Source organism: Thiocapsa marina 5811 (genome assembly GCF_000223985.1).
Lineage (GTDB): Bacteria > Pseudomonadota > Gammaproteobacteria > Chromatiales > Chromatiaceae > Thiocapsa > Thiocapsa marina.
The window spans coordinates 22,312-42,093 of record NZ_AFWV01000013.1 but is presented as its reverse complement, the minus strand read 5'-3'; the positions used below and the strand labels follow the sequence as shown (position 1 = coordinate 42,093).

The window sequence follows — 19,782 nt, the reverse complement described above, 5'->3', positions numbered from 1 at the left end:
GTGCCTTTCCCGCCTGCGCGCTTAAGCGTCCGTAGAGCGATCGGGCAGGTTCGGCGGATTGAGCTCGAAAGCCCGCTTGATCAATTCCGGATCATCGACCCGAATGACCAGCTGGAAACGGCCTCCCGGTCCCACACGGTAGGGGTGTCCGAAGAGATCGATCAGCGAGCCGGGTGCGGCACAGCCGTTGATACGAAGCTCGGCCTCGATCATCAGCTCGGTGCTGCCTGGCGTCGGCTGGCCGTAACGCATGGGCGCGGTGGGAGACGGGCTGGAGCGCCGGCCGGGTGAATGAGCCGGCTCGGGGCCGGCAACTTCGCTTCGCGATCCCGACACCGGGTTTCGCGACGCTGATGCTTCGGAATCGAAATCCGACGGCGTGGTCGTCGATCGATCGGTGCGATCAGGTTGTAACGGGCCCTCAGCGGACGGCTTGGCCTCGCGGCGGTGAGCAAGGCCCGGATCGCGATCGGGGCCCTGATCGAGGCCCTCACGGCGCCGTGCCAAGACGTCGACAGCGCGGATCCCCGGCTGCTCGGGAACATCAGGCGGCGCGTTGAACTGCTCGCGCGGCTGTTTTGACGGCAGCACTGCAGATCCCGTCTGCGGTTGATCGGTCCGTGGCGTCGCAGACGGCGCCGGCGCCGTGATCGACCTATCGGTGGGTATCTCCCGGAGCCCGGCTGGCGACAAGCGGACATCGACCCGCGCGCCATGCTCCAGAACGTTGGATCGGGCGAGCATCAGCCAGCCGCCCGCCGCATCGCTCAGACCCAGCTCGGCGTCGTAACGCGCCGGCCCGACATCGACCGCGAAGAGCTGCTCTCCGGAACCACCCGGAGCGCGCAACGGCAAGGTGATTTCCTTCACCTGAGCGGCGCCGTCGGCGTGAAGACGGCGTAGACGCAGCACGGGCAAAGGCTCGGCACCGTCGCGCCCGAAACCGGCCACGGCGGTCATGAGATCGTCGCCCGAAAGATGCCAGAAGGCGCACAGAGCGCCGTCTCCTGCGCTCGCGAGAACGAGATGCGTCCCTCGTTCGCGTAGAGGAAATCGTGGCGCCAGAGTCCGCTTCACCCCGCGAAACCGCCCGGATCAAGCTCGGTCGCATCTACCGAGGACGTTGATTTCAGAGCGATCTCCGCCTCGTCCAATGCGAGCGACGCGTCACGCGTCCGCGCGTGCAGGTGGGGGATCCAAGAATCGCCCCAAAAGAGAAAACAGCTCGTCTCGGCCTCGAGGATCGCACGGCGGGCACGCGACAGGGCCTCGCCGCCCCGAGCGATCGCATCGGACGATCCACGCATGATCTGCCAATAGCGGGCACTGAGCCGTGCGACCTCCGCGACGGCTTCGCGTTGGCGCTCGCTGCCCGCCCACTGCGAGAGATCCTCCCCGGAGGTGGATCCGACGTTCCAAGCACCGGTTTGCACCTGTGCGTGCGCCGTCGGCGTCACCCGTCCGAGATAGTCTGCAAGACGCACCGGGATGATCGGGCAGGTCCCGTCGCGCACCTGCTCCATGTAGGGCGCGAAGAAATGACCGAAGAATCCGGATGGCTCGTGGGTCTGTCGAAACCAGCCGCCGTTCTCGCCGTCCGACCAGGTCGTGACCAGCCGCCTCTCGTCCGGCCGCGGCGAACCCACGGTCCGCCACACGACCTCGTCGCGAAACCAACGCGGATTGAGCCCGCTCTCCTGGGCGTTGGAGACATCGCGATCGCGCGGAACGACACTGATGCAGACGCCCTCGTGGCAGGCCAGATAAGGACGAAAGACGTCGCTGATGCCGTCCTCCGGGCGGACATGCACGCCGTCGACGACCACGTAGTCATAGCCGGCCTGAACCAGTGCCGGGATCATCGCCATGGAGAAGGCCATCTCCGGGGGCCAAAAGCCGCGCGGGGCGCGACCGAAGATCTGTTCCATCTGCATTCGCCCCAAGGCCAGCTGTTCCGACCAATCGGCATGCGGGATCAACGGAAAGATGGGGTGGTAGTAGCCCATGCCGATCAGCTCGATGTTGTCGGCTTCGCGGTAGCGCTCGAGCATCTCCGGGATGTCGACGATGTGACGATACCGGTCGACGATTGCGGGGTCGAGAAGCTGCTCGAGCAACACACCTGAAAAACCGACGTGAATTCGCGCCACATCGCGATACCGCAGGGCATAGCGCGGCACGCGCTCGTAGCAGCGGATGATCTCCTCGGCCTCCCAAGGATTGGCATCGATGAGCAGGCGCAGGTTGCCCGGCGGCTGGTGCATGTGCAACCCGAGGGCGTGATAAATGTCGGTCCGAGTCATGAATCACCACAGTCAGGGGGATGCCTGTCTGGTTCGTCGGCGCCGGAAAATGGTTCTCGCGGCGGCGGAGCTCGTTCTGATTGCCGGCGACCGGGCGTTGTCGTTGGCGTTGTGCGACCTCGCGACGATGTGTCTCGCTGCGCCCTACCCATCCTACACCCGTGTAGCGGCACGTTTTCGCTCAGCGTCCCTCGAAGATCTGAATACTGCGCGAACGGACCAGGACTGAGGCTGTTTCGAGCGCGATCTGATCCTCGGGAAGGATCAGATCGGTCGGGCTCGCCCGTCCGGTATCGAGCGCGGTGTACCACCGACATTGCGCGATCGTCGGGATCTCGAAGCGCTTCGACTCGGCGTCCATGTTGACGAGCACGCATAGCGAGTCCTCGTCTTGGCGGGCGCGCGCCAAGGTGAAGGCGAGCACCCGGGCCTCCGGGTCGTCCCAAGGCGGATTGCCCGGCGTGGTCCCATGCCAGACCACGTCCGGAAAATCGCTGCCGTTGCGCGGCTTTCCGGACAGGAAGTGGCGGCGGCGCAGACTCGCATGACGCTTGCGCAATGCGATCAATCCGCGCACGAACCGCAGCATATCGCCGTTACGCTCGACCAACGACCAGTCGAACCAGCCCAGCGGGTTGTCCTGGCACCAGGTGTTGTTGTTGCCCTGCTGGGTGCGCAGCACCTCGTCGCCGGCCAACAGCATCGGGACGCCTTGGCTCACGAACATCAAGGTCAAGAGATTCTTGGCCTGACGCCGACGCAGCGCGAGGATCTCCGGATTCTCGGTCTCGCCCTCGACACCGCAGTTCCAGCTCAGATTGTTGTCGGTCCCGTCGCGATTCTCCTCGCGGTTGGCGCGATTGTATTTGCGCTCGTAGGAGACGAGGTCCCAGAGGGTAAAACCGTCGTGACAGGTGACGAAGTTTACGCTGTTGATGGGCTGACGCAGGTTGGCCTGATAGAGGTCGCTGCTTCCGGCAAGCCGGGTTGCGATCTCCGGAACCAGCCCCGGATCGCCGCGAACGAAACGCCGCACGCTGTCGCGAAAGCAGCCGTTCCATTCCATCCAGCGATAGCCTGGAAAGCTGCCGACCTGATACAGCCCTGCGGCATCCCAAGCCTCGGCGATGATCTTGGAGGCGTTGAGGGTATCGGAGAGTTCGATCGCCCAGAGCACGGGCGGATTGGCCATCGGCCGCCCGTCCGAGTCGCGCGCCATGGCGCTGGCGAGATCGAAGCGGAAACCGTCGACGTGCATCTCGCGGACCCAATACTCGAGGGCGTCGATGATGAAACGAGAGACGACCGGGTGATTGGCGTTGACCGTATTGCCGCAGCCGGTGAAATCCAGATAGATGCGCTTGTCCAGGCTGTCCAGGCAATAGAAGGTCTCGTTGCCCAGCCCCTTGAAGCTCATGATCGGGCCGCCGTTGCCGCCTTCGCTGGTGTGGTTGAACACCACATCCATGATGACCCCGATGCCGGCCTTGTGCAGGGCCTTGACCATATCGCGGAACTCGCGCCGATGCGTGCCCTGCTCGGGTGTGACACAGTAACCGGGATGGGGCGAGAAGAAGCCGAAGCTGCTGTAGCCCCAGAAGTTGCGCAGCCCCGCCTCCCAAACACCCGGCGGCACATCCTGCTCGTCGAACGCCATGACCGGCATCAGCTCGACATGGGTAATGCCGAGGTCCCGCAGATAGGGGATCTTCTCGATCAGACCGATGAAGGTCCCGGGATGATGCACACCCGAGCTGGCATGGCGTGTAAACCCTCCGACATGCAGCTCGTAGATGATGGTCTGCTCGGTGGGGAGGCGGATCGGAGCGTCGCCTTCCCAATCGTACTCCTCGGCGAGGACCAGGGCGCGGGGTGAATCATGGGGCTGCACCCCCTTGTTCAGGCGATTCCAACGATCCCAATGCGAGAGATTGACGGCGCGCGCCCAGGGGTCGAGCAGCTCGGTCCCGGCATCGAAACACCAGCCGTGGGCGCGGGGCTCGAACGGACCTTCCATGCGCCAGGTATAGTGAGTCCCGGGCGGCAGATCCACGACCAGGACGTGCCAGTAGAAAAATGTGTGGTTGACCTCCGGATCCAGCCGGACAACCTGAAATGGCTCGGCACTGTCCGCGCTCCGATAGAGCAACAGCTCCGCCCCGCAGGCATGGCGACTGAATACGGAGAAGTTGACCCCGTCGTCTTCGACGCTGGCCCCGTTGGGGTAGCGACGACCCGGAAGGATCTGATAAGGACCTTGATCGACTGGCATGGCTGTGATGAGTGAGCTCAAACCGAGCAAGCTCGGTGCGGTTGGCGGCGTCGGCGGACCCGCGAAAGGAAATAGAATAACACGCGACCCTTGAACCCGGATCCATGATAAGTCCCCGGATGCGCGCTGATTGGACCTCGGGATGGATAGAGCCCGGCCAGCGTCGTGACCAGTGCAGCATGGCGGATCTGTCGAAACCGTTCGTTGCCGTTGTCGACTATCGATACGACTACGACAACGAAAATGATCTCGGACGGTCTCGAAATCCCTGCACGGCTCCACTAACGGCCGGCTAACTTCGTCGGGGAGCGATCCACCCAGCGCCAGGTCGCGAGCAGTCCAAGCGCAGCGGCACCCGATGCGATCCCGAACGTGACCCCGGCGCCCTCGGCGCTCCAGAGCAACCCTCCGATCAGACTGCCGAGCGCCCCGCCCGCGCCGAAGCTCAGGCTGTTGTAGAGCGCCTGTCCGCGCCCCTGGGTACGTCCGCGAAAATACTGATGTACCAGATGGATCGCGGCGGCATGGAAGGTCCCGAAGGTGGCTGCATGCATGAGTTGGGCAAAGATCGCAACCGCCGGGATCGCCACGAAGGCACCGATGAGAAGCCACCGCACGACCGCGATCCCCAGACTCCAGATCAGGACATGACGCGCACCGAAACGCTCGAGCAGGTTGCGCATCACGAGAAACACCAGCACCTCGGCCACCACGCCGAGTGCCCAAAGGGCACCGATCGCGGAGGTCGAGTACCCCTCCGCGGCGAGATGAATGGAGTAAAAGGCGTAATAGATCCCGTGGCTCGCCTGCATGAGAAAACAGGCTGCGAGGAACGCCCTGACGTCCGGACGCGCCAGGAGCACCCGCAACGACAGGGTAGCGTGCCCCCCCGTAACGGGCGCACTGTCCGGGACCGTGAGGGTCGAGAGCCAAATGCCGACGAAGAGGATCAGCACCCAGATCGGCACCACGCTCATCGGCGCCGACTCCAACTGGACGCCCAGAATCGCAACCACCAAGATGAACCCGACCGAGCCCCACAGCCGAATCAGGGCGTATCCCGCAGGCCGATGACGCAGATGATTGAAGGTGACCGCCTCCATCTGCGGAAGCGATGCATTCCAGAAGAAGCTGAACAGGACCATGGCTGCGGCGATGGTCCAGAAGCCGTCGGCCGGAAAGACGCCGACAAAGGTCACCGCCGAGACCAGCGCAGCGAAACGCACGATCGGCATACGCCGACCGGTGATGTCGACGATATGCCCCCAAAGCATCGGGGCAACGATCTTGGTACCCACCAGGATCGCCATGAGCTGGCCGATCGCCAGGGCGTCGAACCCCTTCGATTGCAGATAGGGGCCCCAAAAAGGCACCAGGGCCCCGAGGGCGGCGAAATAGAAAAAATAATAGCCGGAGAGTCGCCAGTAGGGCATCGCGTCTGGCCAAGCGCTGAACCGCGTCCGTCGTGACATGCTTACTTGGGGTCCTGAATCGACCTCGCGCGGGCCCTTGGGGCCACAGTCGACGCGCTTTCGTTCATCGAGGCTTTCCCGCCCCGCGCCTCGTGAAGGTCGCGGCCCGAGATCACGGCGAACAGGTGTCGAATCGACGCCTGTTGTTACGGATGCGGCTCAGGCGGGGATAGGCGGTGTCGGCGGGACGACCCCGGCGTTCTGGCCGCGATGGCGCAGCAGGTGGTCCATCAGGACCAATGCGAGCATGGCCTCGGCGATGGGTGTGGCCCGAATGCCGACGCAAGGGTCGTGTCGTCCCTTGGTGACCACCTCCGTCGCATGACCGGCCGTGTCGATGGTGCGACCCGGCAGCCGAATGCTGGAGGTCGGCTTCAAGGCGATGCGCACCAGCACGTCCTGGCCCGATGAGATCCCGCCGAGGATGCCGCCGGCGTGATTGGAGAGAAACCCCTCGGGGGTCATCTCGTCGCGGTGCTCGGTGCCCTTCTGCTCGACGCAGGCAAAGCCGGCGCCGATCTCGACACCCTTCACCGCGTTGATGCTCATCATGGCGTGGGCGATGTCGGCATCGAGCCGATCGAATACAGGCTCGCCGAGACCCGTCGGCATGCCGCTCGCCACGACCGTGATCGCCGCGCCGATGGAGTTGCCTTCTTTGCGCAGGTCGTCCATGTACGCCTCGAGACGCGGCACCGTCTCGGCACAGGGACAGAAGAAGGGGTTTTGCTCGACCTGATCCCAGTCGAGGCTTGCGGGGCGGATCGGGCCGAGTTGCGACAGATAGCCGCGCACCAAGATACCGGCGTGTTCGGCCAGGTATTTCTTGGCGATCGCACCGGCGGCGACGCGCACGGCGGTCTCGCGTGCCGAGGAGCGTCCCCCGCCGCGATAGTCGCGTCGACCGTATTTCTGGTCGTAGGTGTAGTCGGCGTGTCCCGGCCGATAGCGCGCGGCGATCTCCGAGTAGTCCTTGGAGCGCTGGTCCTCGTTGCGGATCAGCAGCCCGATGGGTGCTCCCGTGGTCACGCCTTCGAAGACACCCGAGAGGATCTCCACGGTATCGGACTCGCGCCGCTGGGTGGTGTGACGCGACTGCCCCGGCTTACGTCGATCCAAGTCACGCTGCAGATCCGCAGCCGAGAGTGCAAGGCCGGGCGGACAGCCGTCGACGACGCCGCCGATGGCCGGACCGTGGCTCTCGCCGAAGCTGGTGAAGACGAAGACCCGACCGAAGCTGTTCCCGGACATCTTCAGTAGGCCGGAGGCTGGACGGTGTCCGCGGGGTCGAGCCAAGCATTGCCCCTCGCGAGGATGTCGCGCGTCAGGGTGCTGGTCGCCTGGTGCAGACGCACGCCGTTGAGGATGTAGTCGTAGCGCGAGCTCAGGTAATCAAACTCGGCTTGGAACAGGGAGCGCTGCGCATTCAGCACGTCGACCTGGGTGCGAGTACCGACCTCTTGGCCGGCCTCGGTGGACTCGAGCGAGGAGCGCGCCGACACCACTGCGGCTTGTCGCGCCTGCACATCGGCGATGCTCGACATGACGCCGCGAAAGGCGTCCTTCACCTGTTGATCGACCTGACGGCGCGTCGCGTCGAGCTGGTCCTGGGTCGCGCGGAAGGTGTAACCGGCCTGTCGCGTCCGCGACGCGACCGCGCCTCCCTGATAGATGGGCACGTTGACCGTCAATCCGACGAAGCCCGTATCCGAGTCGGTGTTGAACTCCGCCCCGGATCGCGCGATGTCGTAGCCCGCCTGGAGATCCAATGAGGGATAGAAACCCGAACGCTCGATCTCGATGGACTTCTTGGCCGCACCGACCGCCTCGCTCGCGGCGATGATGCCGTAGTTTCCGCGCATGGCGGATTCGGCCCAGACATCGATGTCGTTGGGGTCCGGCGGCGCGAGCGGCAGCTTATCGCCCAGACGCGCGAGCGGCACGCGGATCGGGCCGACGATCCGGCGCAGCGCCTCCCAAGCGTTGTCGAGGAGGTTTTGCGCCGAGATCAGGTTGGCGCGCGATTGATCGTACGCGGCCAAGCTGTCGTTGACGTCCGTGATGGCGACCAATCCGACCTCGAAGCGCTGCCGAGACTGCTCGAGCTGGCGCTCGTTCGCACGCACCAGCGCGGCCTGCACGGTCACGGCGTCGGCCGTACGCAAGACCTCGAAGTAGGCATCGGTCGTATCGACCATCAAGGCAATCTGGGCGTCGCGGTATTGCGCCTCGGCCTGGGCGATGATGTTGTCGGTCTGGCTCAGGGTCATCCAGTTGGCTCGGTTGTACACCGATTGGCTCACCACGGCCTGGACCCCCTGGGTACCGTAGGTGTCGTTCCGCTTGAAGCTGGTCCCGAAACTGGTGGTTCCGCTGGCATCGACGTTTTGGTAGTCCGCCGTGCCGACGACGCTCAGATTCGGCAGCAGGAGCGCTCGCGCTTGAGGTTTTACCTCGCGGGTCGCGAAGAGGTTTTGCTCGGCCTCGCGAATCGTCGGGTCGCTCTGAACCGCCAAGTCGTAGATCTGGAGGAGATCTTCGGCTTGGCTCGCCGATGCCAGACCGCAGAGTAGTGCGGCGATCAGGGTCGAAAGGCGTGTTTGCATGTTGGATTCCTTGGCCGGACTCGCGGGGTCAGGTGATACCCTGAAGGCCGCCAGTATAGGGGACAACGGGGCCGGCTCTCAATCCGAGGACCTCGGCATCCGCAGCCGAAACCGATGCAACCGCGCGAACGCATCGTCCTGCCTCGCACGTTGCCATCGAGCAGCCGCCGAGAGACCTGTGGGCTCGGAGGGCGGCGGCCACGGCTTCGCGCCGCCGGTTGAATGAGTCAGAACCAAAACCTCCAGGAGACAGCGTGAACCATGGGCGCGATCACCCGCAGCACCTTCCGACCGGCCTGGTGGCTTCCAGGGGCGCACCTGCAAACACTGTGGCCGAGCCTGTCGCGACCTCGTCCGCGACCCGATCTCGCGCGCCGACGCATCGAGCTGGCGGACGGCGATTTCATCGATTTGGCGATCGGCCGCGGGGCCGGCCCCCGCATCCTGGTGATTCACGGCCTGGAAGGCGGGCTCGACTCGCATTATGCGGCAAGCCTGGTCGCACGGCTCGAGCGAGAGGGATTCCAGCCGATCTTCATGTTCCTGCGCGGTTGCTCCGATGAGTCGAATCGGCTCGATCGCGCCTACCACTCGGGCGCCACCGAAGACCTTGCGGAGGTACTGGCCGTCCTCGCCGGCGACCCCCGGGGCGTACCCGCCGCCGCGATCGGCTTCTCGCTCGGCGCAAACCTGCTGCTGAAATATCTCGGGGAGACCGATCGGCCGGCCGTTGGATCGGCCATCGCGGTCTCCGTCCCTTTCGTGCTGCGCGATGCCATGCTCAGACTGGATATGGGATTTTCCAGGGTCTATCGGCGCCACCTCCTGACCAAGCTCAAGGCCAGTCTAAGGCGCAAGTTCCACGGGCGTCGCTTTCCGCTCCAGGTCGATCTGGACGCCATCCGAGACTTCAACGCATTCGACGACCGCATCACCGCGCCGCTGAACGGGTTCGAAGGCGTCTTCGATTACTACAGCCGCGCGAGCTGCCGGCAGTTCTTGCCGAGCATCCGGACACCGACGCTCATCATCCACGCTATCGACGATCCCTTTATGTTCCCGACCACCATCCCCTGGGAGCATGAGCTCGGCCCCGAGATCACCCTGGAGCTCTCCGATCATGGGGGGCATGTCGGCTTCATCGCAGGGCCTTGGCCATGGCGTGCGCAGTATTGGCTCGAAGACCGGATCGTCGCAGGCCTGAGCGATTTCGTTAAGCGCTGACGGTACGGCTCGTTCAATTGGGCCGAACCCCGGATGGAGCGGTCGTGGACGGCGGGTTCGCTCGGCTTATCCCGTCCTGTCCAAGTCGTGTCCGGTCAGTCTGCGCAGGACATCCAGCCCGGCAGCCCGATCCGAGCAACGCAAAATGGCCGACCGATCGGCCGTGCGGGTGTCGAGATCGATCCGAACGCCCTGCTGTGCCGCAGCCTCGCGCTGTGCCTCGTCGATCACGACCTCGCCGAAGACCGAGATGACGAAACCGCCCGGAATCGGCGGCGGCGGCCTGAAATCGCCCCCGTCGACCAGCGCAACCCAGGTAGGGATGAACCCGGGACCGTAGAAGTCGAAAAATCCGTTCGAGCCGCGCAGGTGCACTTCGATCGGTTGCCCGCCGATCATCTCCAGATTACACAGACCGCTGTAGCCCTCGAGATGGCGGTGGACCCACTGCGCAAGCGAAGGCTCGAGCTCGGCGAGATCGGCTCCGATCTCCCAGTAGATCGGACGCTCCCGATCCTTTTGATCCGAGCCGCGGGTATGCGCAAACCACACCGCCCGTCCGTCCTGCACCAGGCAATCGCTGCTGGTATGCGGACCCTCGAGCCGCTCGCACCAAAAACTACCCGGCTCGATCGGCACGGCGTCGGCCGGAACCGCCCGCGCCCGCACGGCCATACCGGCAAGGTTGACGATCGGTTTGACGAACACCCGCGCATTGGGGGCGATCCCGCAGTCGCGCGGGTCGACCCCGCACGGTGCCGCGCGCAACCCCGCGTCGAGCGCGAGCCGCAGCTTGTCGTAGACATGCCGATGCGTCGGGTTGAGGCGCCAAGCGGCAGCATCGTTCACGCCGACATCGCGCCGCGGCGAGGGTTGAAACAGGGGTTCACGTTCGGGTAATACGCCGATGAAGGGCACGGTTCGGGATCTCGGTTGGGATTAGCTTACGGCCTTCTGCCTTGGGCCTTCTGCCTCCGGCGATCAGCCATTCGATGTCAAATGACCTCCAAGGCTCACATCCTGAGGCCCCCAGCCCATCATCTTCGCGGCAGGCGGCTGGCGGCTGGAAGCTCTAAACCACCAGCTCCACCTGACACAACAGCGACTTGAACGGCGGAAACCCGCTGATCGGATCCAGGTGCCGGTCGTCGGTCAGCTCGTTGATGTTGGCGTCGTTCCGACCATGGGTGCAATGCACCACGCCCGGCTTGATCCGGTCGGTCACCTTGGCGAGGAATCGCACCGCCCCGCGCGGGGAGCTGACCATGACCTGATCGCCGTTCTCGATGCCGCGCGGCGCGGCGTCGTCCGGATGGATCTCGGCCAACGGGTGCGGGACCGCTCGCCGCATCCGTTCGATGTAGTTGTGTTGCGAATGGGTGTCGAACTTGGTGCGTGCCCCGCTGGTCAGGACCAGCGGGTAATCGACGGCCAGTGCGGGGGTGGAGATCGGGCTCTCGGCCGGCTCCCGATAGATCGGGAGTCCGTCGTGACCGGCCTCGCGCAGCTCGACCGAATCGAACTCGACCTTTCCGGTCCGCGTGCGGAAACCGCGTAGCCGGTAGAGTCGATCGGCGTCCATGTACCCGCTCTCGACCAGATCCTCGATCGCATCGGCGTAGACGACCACGCCGTCCGGGTTGTCGTAGACCTCGCGCCGGATCTCTTCGGGGATGCCTTCGGCCGCCTCGGCCCAAGAGGCCGCCAGGTCGCCGTTCCAGAACTGTTCGGCCATGCCGAGCCGCACGCCGAGCTCCAGGAAGATCTCGCCGTCCGGACGTGCCTCGCCCTTGGGCGCGACGACCGGCCGGCGATAGCGCAGCTCGCCTTGATAGGCGCAGCCGGGGTAAGCGATCAGCGCAGGGCGCTCCAGACTGGTGGCCGCCGGCAGCACGAAGTCGGCCATACGGGTGGCCGGATTGTGAAAGAAGTCGGTCGCGACGAAGAAATCGAGCGCGCCGAGCGCCTGCTCCATCCGCTTGGAGTTGGGCCACATGGCGGTGTTGATGCCCATCGCCAGCAGGGCCCGAATGCGTTGCGGACGCCCGTCAAGAATGCAATCCGGCAGCAGCATGCTCTGGGCCGCCGGCCAATAGCGTGTCCAGACCGGATAGACCTCGTCGCCGACGCGCGGCGGGAGATGTTCGCGGCAGTAGTCGAACAGCTCGATCGGCTTGGGCGCGGCCTTGTCGTTGAAGAAACGGTTGCCGCCCTCGCGGTCCAGGTTGCCGGTCACCGCCGAGAGCAGGATGACCGCACGGTGGTTCTGAAAGCCGTTGCTGTGCTGCACCGTCGCGGTGGGCGAGAGCGTGATCTGGGCCGGCGGCGTGGTCGCGAACAGCGCGGCGGCGGTCCGCAGATCTTGCTCCGAAATGCCGCAGATCTCGGCGACACGCGCCGGCGTGAAGTCGCGGACATAGTCTCGGAAGCCCTCGACACCGTTGGCCCATTCGTCCAGGAAGGCCTGATCCTGCCAGCCGTTCTCGAAGATAAGGTGATGGAAGCCCAAGGCGAGTGCGCCGTCGGTGCCGGGGCGGATCGCCAGATGGATATCGGCCTCCTCGGCGAGCGGCGTGCGTCGCGGGTCGACCACGATGAGGGTCTTGCCCGGCCGGCGCAGCACCAGCGGGTGCGTGTCGAAGGGCGGAATCGAGCCGCGCGGGTTGGTCGACCAGATCAGATGACAGCGCGTCTTCGGCGAGACGACCGTGGATGTCGTCTTGATCTTGTAGCCGAAGGTCACCTTCTCGGCCACCATGGTCGCGGAGAAGCAGCAACCGCTCTCGGTCAGGTAGTTGGGAGAGCCGAACGCGTGCGCCAGACGTTGCAGCTGGGGACGCGCCTCCTTGGTGTAACCGGCGAAAAAGCCCACGGCGGGCGCACCGTGCTCGGTCCTTGCGGCGCTCAGGCGCGCGGCGATCGTGTCGAGCGCCTCGTCCCAAGAGACACGCTCGAACTCGCCGCTCCCGCGCGGCCCGACGCGTTTGAGCGGATAGAGGATGCGGTCGGGATGATTGCGCCGGTCCAGCTGCACGTAGCAGCGCGGACAATCGGGGCCTTGGACGCGGATCGGCTCGCCGTCGTCGTCGAGCTCGACCTGAATCCCGCAGTTGGCATCACACTCGTAACAGGTACTGGTTTTCCACGACATACGGCGAGAATCCTGAAGCTCCTTTTGACGATGCACTGGAATTCGAGCCGAGAGGCACGAATTCAAGCGCTCATGCACAGCCGACCGGGATCAAATGATGCTGCGATTCGAAGGGATCTTCAAAGACTACGGCGGGACACCGGCGTTGGTAGGCGTCGACCTGGATGTGCCGGAGGCGCAGACCACCGTTCTGATCGGCCCGAGCGGTTGCGGTAAATCCACGCTGCTGCGGCTCGCTGCCGGCCTGATCCGGCCCGACCGCGGCCAGGTGTGGTTCGAGGGCGCCCGACTGGAAACGGCCAGCCTGCGCCCTGCCCGACTGCGCATGGGCTACATGATCCAGGACGGGGGGCTCTTCCCCCATCTGAGCGTACGCGACAACGTCACCCTGATGGCGCGCCGACTGGACTGGCCGCGCCAGCGTCGCGAGCAGCGTCTCGCCGAGCTTGCGGACCTGGTGCAACTCCCGCCCGCGATGCTGGCACGCTATCCGATCGAGCTTTCCGGTGGCCAGCGTCAGCGCGTCGCCCTGATGCGCGCGCTGATGCTCGACCCCGATCTGTTGCTGCTCGACGAGCCGCTCGGGGCGCTCGACCCCATGATCCGTTTCGAGCTGCAACGCGAGCTCAAGGGCATCTTTGCACGACTCGGCAAGACGGTGCTGATGGTGACACATGACTTGGCCGAGGCCGTCTTCTTCGGGCATCGGATCGTGCTGCTGCGGGCCGGTCACATCGTCCAACAGGCCGAGCCGCGGGTGCTCCTCGACAGTCCCGCCGAACCCTTCGTTGCGCAGTTCGTCGCGGCACAGCGCGAGCCGCAGCGGGTTTTGCTGGGAGCGGGAGGATGAGGCGCGGCGCATCGATGAGAGCCTCCAGCCGCCGGCTTCCCGCCACCGGCCTTGCGCTTGCGACGGTCGTCGCGCTGCTGCTCGCGGTCGGATTCGCCGCGTGGTCCCCCGAGCCGTCTGCCGAGGAATCGACACCCCGCCCCGTCACCATCGGCTCGAAGAAATTCACCGAGTCGGTCATCCTGGGCGAGACGTTGCGTCTGCTGGCACTCGACGCCGGCCACCCGGCGCGTCATCGTGCCGAGCTGGGCGGGACGCGCATCCTCTGGGGCGCGCTGTTGAGCGGCGAAATCGACATCTATCCGGAATACAGCGGCACGCTGGCCCGCGAGATCCTGGCCGGCGAGGACGTGTCCTCGCCCGAGCGGCTGGAGGCGGCGCTCGCGGCGCGCGGGGTGCGGTCCTCGGCGTCGCTGGGCTTCGAGAACACCTACGCGATCGCGGTCCCCGAGGCTTTGGCGGAGCAGCTCGGCCTGGAACGCATCTCCGATTTGCGCGAGCATCCGGATCTGCGACTCGGCTTCAGCAGCGAGTTTCTGGAGCGCGCCGACGGCTGGCCGGGCTTGCAACAGCGCTATCGACTCCCTCAGACCCGCGTGCAGGGTCTGGATCACGACCTGGTCTATCGTGGCATCGCCGCGGGGCATCTGGACGTCACGGTGATCTACACCACGGATGCCGAGATCGCCCGCTACGGGTTGCGCATGCTCGACGACGATCTGGGCTATTTCGAGGACTACCAAGCGATCCTGCTTTACCGCGCGGAGCTGGCCGAGGCGGCGCCGGACGCCGTCGCCGCCTTTCGCCGTCTGGAAGGCGCAATCGACGCGCCCGCCATGGCGGGCATGAACGGGGCGGTCAAGCTCGAGGGCGACTCCGAGCAGGCGGTCGCCGCACGGCTCTTGTCGGAGGGCCTCGGGCTCGAGGTCACGGTCTCGGGTCAAGGCTTCTGGAGCCAGCTCGGCCAACGCACGCTCGAGCATCTGGGACTGGTCGGGGTCTCGCTCGGCGCCGCGATCCTCTTCGCCGTGCCGCTCGGGGTGCTGGCGGCGCAGCAGGCGCGCCTAGGTCATCTGATCCTCGGCATCACCGGGATGATCCAGACGATCCCCTCGCTCGCGCTGTTCGTCTTTCTCATCCCCTGGCTCGGGATCGGCTGGCTGCCGACGGTGGTCGCGCTCTTTCTGTACAGCCTGCTCCCCATCGTGCGCAACACCCACGCCGGGCTGATGGACATCCCGGTACCGATCCGCGAATCGGCCGACGTCCTCGGACTGACCCGCGGTGCTCGCCTGCTCCTGATCGAGCTGCCGCTGGCCGCCAACACCATCCTGGCCGGGATCAAAACCTCGGCCGTGCTCAATGTCGGCACCGCCACCGTTGCGGCACTCATCGGTGCCGGCGGCTATGGACAGCCGATCCTCACCGGGATCCGCCTGGACGACACCGCACTCATCATGCAGGGCGCCGTCCCGGCCGCCCTGCTCGCACTCGGACTCCAAGGCCTTTTCGAGTTCGCCGAGCGTTGGGTGGTGCCGCGCGGGCTGCGCTTGAAACCGACGGACGGGGTCAGGGCAGACGCGGATCCCGATCTCGAAAGACCCCGGCCATGAGCGTTCCGGGCGTCCTTGCCCCGGCTCGGGCAGGCGACTAAACCGCGTCCGGAGCACGATGCGTATCGTCGAGAGAGCTCGACGTCTAGCCCATCCACAGCCCCTAGCGGGGACGCGGTTTAGAATGATAAATTATTGAATATCCTAAACCGCGCCTGCACCAGTAATTGTAGACTCTGCCGCAGCCGATTCCATTTAAGACCATCACATGCCGCGTCGGGCGCGGTTTAGTCGTCGACTCGACAGCGGCTAGAGCACTGCATGCGATCTCACCGAGAGCGACCACAGCCATGATGCCCGCCAACCAGCCTTCGTCCGTCTGCGACGTCGATCATGTCGACCAGCGTGTATTTCTGCGCGACGTTGGCTGGGACGACTACGAGGCCCTGCTGTCCGCCCGCGGCGACGACGGCGGGGTCCGCATCACCTATTTCAACGGCGAGCTGGAGCTGATGACACCTTCCGTCGATCACGAATCACTCAAGAAGCGGCTCGCCCGTCTACTTGAGACCTATGCCGAGATCAGGAACATCGAGCTGGAAGGCTACGGCTCCTGGACCCTGAAAGAGAAGGCGAAACAGCTCGGTGCCGAGGCCGACGAGTGTTACCTGGTCGGCCCGGTCCGCCCGGCACCGAAGGTCCCGGATATCGCGATCGAGGTGATCTGGACGAGCGGCGGTGTGGACAAGCTCGCGGTCTATCGCGGACTCGGCGTACCCGAGGTCTGGTTCTGGGAGGACGGCACCCTGCGCGTCTTCGTCCTGCAAAACGAGACCTATCTCGCCGCGACGCGCAGCCGCGCGCTGCCCGAGCTGGATCCTGCACTCATCGTCCGGTGCATGGGCGAGCCGACCCAGACACGCGCGATCCGGGCGTTGCGCACTGCACTGCTCGGCGGCACCCCCGCGGCGCCGGATTCCGGCCGGTGAGCCGCTTCCAGACCCCGGATGCGGTCGAAGCGTCCTTCTATGCCGCCTTCCAGACGCTCGACATCGCCTTGATGGGAGCGGTCTGGGCGGAGGAACCGAGCCCGGTTTGCGTCCACCCCGGCGGCGATCTCCTACAGGGTCGCGGCGCGGTCCTGCAGAGTTGGCGCGAGGTCCTGACCGGCGCCGAGCGCCCCGAGCTGCATTTTCGCGTCATCCAACGCACGGCGACCGATGGACTTGCCGTGCATCTGGTCGAGGAGTTGATCCGCCCGAGCCGCTCGCGCGAGGAGCCCAATCGGATCCTGGCGACGAACGTCTATCGGCAGACGGCAGAGGGCTGGCGGATGACGGCCCATCACGCCTCCTTACCGCTGATGCGAAGACAACCCGAGACGGCGCCCTCCGAGCCTCCGAAGCCGCGTATGCATTGAGCCTAAACCGCGCCCGGCGCGGTATGCGGTGTTTCTGGATGGGATCGGGCGCGGCAGACGCGACGATTGTTGGAGCTGGCGCGGTTTAGGGGTTAAAAAATACAGAATTTTAAACCGCGTCGTCCCAGTCGTTGTCGTTGTAGAGATGACGATTGCGACAACGACAACGGTCGGATTCGGCGCTGAGCCTCTCTCCGACAGGTTACTCAAGCTCACCTCGGCCGAGGACCCGCGGCCAAACCGCGACACCCAAGTAAAGCGCAGCGGCAAGCGGCATGATCGGCCAGGTCGGAACGCTCAGCACCCAAAGTGTCGCTCCGCTGATCAGGCACCAGGCGAGCGGGATGATCGACAGCAGCCAGCGCAACGGGTGACGGATCATCAGCAGCAAACCGAGCGTCGCGAGCGCCGTCGGATCCGGTGCGCTGCCGAAGACCTCGAGACCGTACCAGGGTCGACCGGACACGAGTCCGAGCAGGGGTTGCAGCGCCAGTGCAAAGACGAGGATCCAGAGCGCCGGGCCGGGATCGCGATGCGTGCCTTCCGGCGCGCCCGCGAGCGGTCGCCAGCCGAGCACCACGCCCATGAGAGCGCCCTGCAGCACGAAGCCGATCCCGAAGTACGTCCCCGGCCAGCTCAAGGGTGCGTGCCAGTGGATCTGAAAGACCCAACCGATCCAAACCCAGCAGGCCGCGGTCAGAAGAAAGGGCGCGCGAAGCACCTTGCCCTCTACCCGACGCGCCGTGAACAGGGCCGTCAGTCCAATCGCCAGTCCGATGATGGGCGCCGGCCAGACCCCGACGTTGTAGCGCTCGAACAGTCTGAAATAGGTCTCGCGCGAAAACGGGATCAGGTCGACGAGCGAGTAGCTCAAGAGGTCCATCAGAGCGCGGCGACGTCGGCGGCCATGCGCCGACGCAGCGCGGCATCCGGCACGCCGCCGCGCGCGGCCGCCATATTCTCCTCCATATGATCCACCCGGCTGGTCGCCGGGATCGCACAGGTCACGGCCGGGTGCGAGACGATGAATTTGAGCAGAACCTGCGACCAGTCGGTGCAATCGATCTCGCGCGCCCAACCCGGCAAGGGGTAGCGCTGGAGGCGATCGATCAGTGAACCGCCCTGAAAGGGCCGATTGGCGATCACCGCAATCCCCCGCTCCGCCGCCAGCGGAAGCAGACGGGCCTCGGCCTCGCGATCGGCGATGTTGTAGGTCAACTGCACGAAATCGATCGGCTGCGTCTCCATGATCTGCGCAAGCTCCGCATGGCGACGCCCGTGCGAGGTGGTGATACCGATGTAGCGCAGCTTCCCGTCGGCCTTCATCGCCGACAGGGTCTCCAGATGGCTCCGCCAGTTCAGCAGGTTGTGGACCTGGAACAGGTCGAGTCGCTGTAGGCCCCAGAGGCGCTCCGATGCCGCGATCTGCTCGAGCCCCTCCGCGGTCGAGGATGTCCAAACCTTGGTCGCCGAAAACAAACCCTTGGGGTGATCGAGCCGCGCGAGGCAACTGCCGACGACCGCCTCGGCCGTGCCGTACATGGGCGAGGAGTCGATCATGCCGCCGCCCGCGGCAAAGAAGGCACGCAGGACATCGGTGCGTGCATCCCGCGCCGTCGGATCGTCCCCGACGTTGAAGGTGATCCAGGTTCCCATGCCGACCACCGGCAACAGTTCGCCGGTCGAGGGTATCGGTTTTGCAAGGGGTCGACCATCCACCGCCCGGCCGTTGCCCGGCAGCGTCACAAAGGACAGAGGCGCAACCGCGAGGGCCGCAAGGAACGCACGCCGACTCGATACGCAAGATCGATTCATGGACATCCTCCGGGTACCGTACCGTCCGCCGAGCGGACTCCAGCATCCCGGAGTTTGACCATGATCGCGAGGATGGTTGCACTCGTGAACGCGCTGGCCCATCGGGCCTGGACGCGCATCGAGGCTGTGAAGGCCGTGGCCTATGTCGAACGGCTCTGAGATCGTCGCGTGCGATCGGCTCCGGCAGGCTCAGCTGGCGAGCATGAATCATGAGGCTCAGTCATCGGCTCACCCCCTGTCTCATTCATGTGCCTAAAGATGATCGGCTTCGCCGCCAGGTCGAAGTCATGTCCCTGAGGCTTGAATCCGATCGCCTTGACGATGGCCTTCTTAACCGCCTCGTCGTCGAGCGGGTTCGCGCGCAGGGCCCGCCGTAGATCCGCCGAGAATTCCTGCCCCAGGCACAACAACAGCCGACCTTCCGCGGTCACCCGCACACGGTTGCAGTCGCCACAGAAGTTATGGGTGTGCGGCGAAATGAAGCCGACGCGTGTCTCGTCATGGTTGCGGTTCTTCAAGATCACGCTGTTGAGCTTGATCCGGGCGAAACCCGCGGCCATCGCAGCATCGGTGCCCGCCAGGGTCTTATCGAGCGCGCCGAGTCGCGTGATGGCGCGAAAGCGTTCGGGTCTCAATGAATCAAGACTGATATTGATTTGGGTCACGCCGGCATCGCGCAGCGCCGTTGCGAAGTGCGGCAGCTGGGTACCGTTGGTCGTCAGCGTCAGATCGCTCAGACCGGGCAGCCGACCGAGACTCCGGAACAGGCTCAAAACGTCGCGACGCACCAGCGGCTCCCCGCCGGTGATACGCAGCTTGGTCACCCCGAGCTCGGTGAAACAGCGCCCGAGTCGGGCAATCTCCTCGAGCGTCAGCACCTGTGCCCGCGGCAGAAAGCGCATATCCTCGACCATGCATATAGATGCGGCGCAGATCGCAGCGATCGGTGACCGAGAGCCGGACATAGGTGATACGGCGGCCGAAGCGGTCGATCAGGGTCGGATGACTGGAGGTCTCGGTCATGGGCAGGTGCGGCATCGGCAACAGGTCGTTGTGAAGGCAGGGCGTCGGCGGTGCGGCTTCTTGCGCGCTGCCCCGCAGCCACCGTGGGGGCTC

General features: G+C 65.2%; 16 protein-coding genes. 5 read left to right on the top strand and 11 right to left on the bottom strand.

Going from position 1 to position 19,782, the window contains the following annotated elements; all coding sequences use genetic code 11:
• Positions 1–21 precede the first annotated feature (21 nt).
• The 6 genes from THIMADRAFT_RS18385 to THIMADRAFT_RS18360 all read right to left on the bottom strand — a co-directional run bounded on the left by THIMADRAFT_RS18385 (position 22) and on the right by THIMADRAFT_RS18360 (position 8,653).
• Positions 22–960 carry a hypothetical protein gene (locus THIMADRAFT_RS18385; RefSeq protein ID WP_007194596.1) on the bottom strand — a complete coding sequence of 313 codons (939 nt, stop codon included), beginning with the start codon at positions 958–960 and terminating at the stop codon, positions 22–24.
• 113 nt (positions 961–1,073) lie between these two features.
• Positions 1,074–2,303: a polysaccharide deacetylase family protein gene (locus THIMADRAFT_RS18380; protein ID WP_050799621.1), complete on the bottom strand. Its 1,230-nt coding sequence runs from the start codon at positions 2,301–2,303 to the stop codon at positions 1,074–1,076.
• A 181-nt stretch (positions 2,304–2,484) separates the two neighbouring features.
• Positions 2,485–4,575, bottom strand: coding sequence for a glycogen debranching protein GlgX (glgX, locus tag THIMADRAFT_RS18375; protein WP_007194593.1), 2,091 nt, complete (start codon positions 4,573–4,575; stop codon positions 2,485–2,487).
• A gap of 281 nt (positions 4,576–4,856) precedes the next feature.
• Complete coding sequence (locus THIMADRAFT_RS18370; RefSeq protein ID WP_040732269.1) at positions 4,857–6,008, bottom strand: MFS transporter; 1,152 nt, start codon at positions 6,006–6,008, stop codon at positions 4,857–4,859.
• Positions 6,009–6,206: 198 nt separating this feature from the next.
• A complete protein-coding gene (gene aroC / locus THIMADRAFT_RS18365) occupies positions 6,207–7,298 on the bottom strand; it encodes a chorismate synthase (RefSeq protein WP_007194591.1) in 1,092 nt (363 codons plus the stop codon).
• Between the two features lie 2 nt (positions 7,299–7,300).
• Positions 7,301–8,653, bottom strand: a complete 1,353-nt coding sequence (locus THIMADRAFT_RS18360; protein ID WP_007194590.1) for a TolC family outer membrane protein — start codon at positions 8,651–8,653, stop codon at positions 7,301–7,303.
• Between the two features lie 261 nt (positions 8,654–8,914).
• On the opposite strand from THIMADRAFT_RS18360, the gene THIMADRAFT_RS18355 reads away from it, so the two are divergent.
• On the top strand, positions 8,915–9,877 hold the full coding sequence (locus tag THIMADRAFT_RS18355; RefSeq protein WP_007194589.1) for a hydrolase: 963 nt from the start codon (positions 8,915–8,917) through the stop codon (positions 9,875–9,877).
• Between the two features lie 66 nt (positions 9,878–9,943).
• Here the strand turns inward: THIMADRAFT_RS18355 and THIMADRAFT_RS18350 are convergent, their stop codons facing one another.
• Both THIMADRAFT_RS18350 and THIMADRAFT_RS18345 read right to left on the bottom strand, forming a co-directional pair.
• A complete protein-coding gene (locus tag THIMADRAFT_RS18350) occupies positions 9,944–10,795 on the bottom strand; it encodes a hypothetical protein (protein ID WP_007194588.1) in 852 nt (283 codons plus the stop codon).
• A gap of 154 nt (positions 10,796–10,949) precedes the next feature.
• The gene (locus THIMADRAFT_RS18345; RefSeq protein ID WP_007194587.1) at positions 10,950–13,028 is read right to left on the bottom strand and encodes a molybdopterin-containing oxidoreductase family protein; all 2,079 of its coding nucleotides are present in this window, start codon (positions 13,026–13,028) and stop codon (positions 10,950–10,952) included.
• 94 nt (positions 13,029–13,122) lie between these two features.
• Between THIMADRAFT_RS18345 and THIMADRAFT_RS18340 the strand changes: the two genes are divergently transcribed.
• The 4 genes from THIMADRAFT_RS18340 to THIMADRAFT_RS18325 all read left to right on the top strand — a co-directional run bounded on the left by THIMADRAFT_RS18340 (position 13,123) and on the right by THIMADRAFT_RS18325 (position 16,851).
• Positions 13,123–13,878 carry an ATP-binding cassette domain-containing protein gene (locus tag THIMADRAFT_RS18340; protein ID WP_233490296.1) on the top strand — a complete coding sequence of 252 codons (756 nt, stop codon included), beginning with the start codon at positions 13,123–13,125 and terminating at the stop codon, positions 13,876–13,878.
• 14 nt (positions 13,879–13,892) lie between these two features.
• Positions 13,893–15,491: an ABC transporter permease/substrate-binding protein gene (locus THIMADRAFT_RS18335; protein WP_050799620.1), complete on the top strand. Its 1,599-nt coding sequence runs from the start codon at positions 13,893–13,895 to the stop codon at positions 15,489–15,491.
• A 290-nt stretch (positions 15,492–15,781) separates the two neighbouring features.
• Positions 15,782–16,420, top strand: a complete 639-nt coding sequence (locus THIMADRAFT_RS18330; protein WP_007194584.1) for a Uma2 family endonuclease — start codon at positions 15,782–15,784, stop codon at positions 16,418–16,420.
• Positions 16,417–16,851: a YybH family protein gene (locus THIMADRAFT_RS18325; protein WP_007194583.1), complete on the top strand. Its 435-nt coding sequence runs from the start codon at positions 16,417–16,419 to the stop codon at positions 16,849–16,851. Before THIMADRAFT_RS18330 ends, THIMADRAFT_RS18325 begins: the two co-directional genes overlap by 4 nt.
• Positions 16,852–17,053: 202 nt before the next feature.
• Here THIMADRAFT_RS18325 and THIMADRAFT_RS18320 read toward each other — a convergent pair whose 3' ends face one another.
• The 3 genes from THIMADRAFT_RS18320 to THIMADRAFT_RS18310 all read right to left on the bottom strand — a co-directional run bounded on the left by THIMADRAFT_RS18320 (position 17,054) and on the right by THIMADRAFT_RS18310 (position 19,580).
• Complete coding sequence (locus tag THIMADRAFT_RS18320; protein WP_007194582.1) at positions 17,054–17,734, bottom strand: DUF6064 family protein; 681 nt, start codon at positions 17,732–17,734, stop codon at positions 17,054–17,056.
• Complete coding sequence (locus THIMADRAFT_RS18315; protein ID WP_007194581.1) at positions 17,734–18,666, bottom strand: aldo/keto reductase; 933 nt, start codon at positions 18,664–18,666, stop codon at positions 17,734–17,736. The genes THIMADRAFT_RS18320 and THIMADRAFT_RS18315 overlap by 1 nt, the downstream gene beginning before the upstream one ends.
• Positions 18,667–18,806: 140 nt before the next feature.
• Positions 18,807–19,580: a GTP 3',8-cyclase MoaA gene (locus tag THIMADRAFT_RS18310; protein WP_007194579.1), complete on the bottom strand. Its 774-nt coding sequence runs from the start codon at positions 19,578–19,580 to the stop codon at positions 18,807–18,809.
• Positions 19,581–19,782 lie beyond the last annotated feature (202 nt).

What these genes read in the sequence shown, in the direction of transcription:
- THIMADRAFT_RS18385 (WP_007194596.1), bottom strand. Translation starts at nt 960, where the DNA reads ATGACCGCCGTGGCCGGTTTCGGGCGCGACGGTGCCGAGCCTTTGCCC.
- THIMADRAFT_RS18380 (WP_050799621.1), bottom strand. Translation starts at nt 2,303, where the DNA reads ATGACTCGGACCGACATTTATCACGCCCTCGGGTTGCACATGCACCAG.
- glgX (WP_007194593.1), bottom strand. Translation starts at nt 4,575, where the DNA reads ATGCCAGTCGATCAAGGTCCTTATCAGATCCTTCCGGGTCGTCGCTAC.
- THIMADRAFT_RS18370 (WP_040732269.1), bottom strand. Translation starts at nt 6,008, where the DNA reads ATGCCCTACTGGCGACTCTCCGGCTATTATTTTTTCTATTTCGCCGCC.
- aroC (WP_007194591.1), bottom strand. Translation starts at nt 7,298, where the DNA reads ATGTCCGGGAACAGCTTCGGTCGGGTCTTCGTCTTCACCAGCTTCGGC.
- THIMADRAFT_RS18360 (WP_007194590.1), bottom strand. Translation starts at nt 8,653, where the DNA reads ATGCAAACACGCCTTTCGACCCTGATCGCCGCACTACTCTGCGGTCTG.
- THIMADRAFT_RS18355 (WP_007194589.1), top strand. Translation starts at nt 8,915, where the DNA reads ATGGGCGCGATCACCCGCAGCACCTTCCGACCGGCCTGGTGGCTTCCA.
- THIMADRAFT_RS18345 (WP_007194587.1), bottom strand. Translation starts at nt 13,028, where the DNA reads ATGTCGTGGAAAACCAGTACCTGTTACGAGTGTGATGCCAACTGCGGG.
- THIMADRAFT_RS18340 (WP_233490296.1), top strand. Translation starts at nt 13,123, where the DNA reads ATGATGCTGCGATTCGAAGGGATCTTCAAAGACTACGGCGGGACACCG.
- THIMADRAFT_RS18335 (WP_050799620.1), top strand. Translation starts at nt 13,893, where the DNA reads ATGAGAGCCTCCAGCCGCCGGCTTCCCGCCACCGGCCTTGCGCTTGCG.
- THIMADRAFT_RS18330 (WP_007194584.1), top strand. Translation starts at nt 15,782, where the DNA reads ATGATGCCCGCCAACCAGCCTTCGTCCGTCTGCGACGTCGATCATGTC.
- THIMADRAFT_RS18320 (WP_007194582.1), bottom strand. Translation starts at nt 17,734, where the DNA reads ATGGACCTCTTGAGCTACTCGCTCGTCGACCTGATCCCGTTTTCGCGC.
- THIMADRAFT_RS18315 (WP_007194581.1), bottom strand. Translation starts at nt 18,666, where the DNA reads ATGAATCGATCTTGCGTATCGAGTCGGCGTGCGTTCCTTGCGGCCCTC.
- THIMADRAFT_RS18310 (WP_007194579.1), bottom strand. Translation starts at nt 19,580, where the DNA reads ATGGTCGAGGATATGCGCTTTCTGCCGCGGGCACAGGTGCTGACGCTC.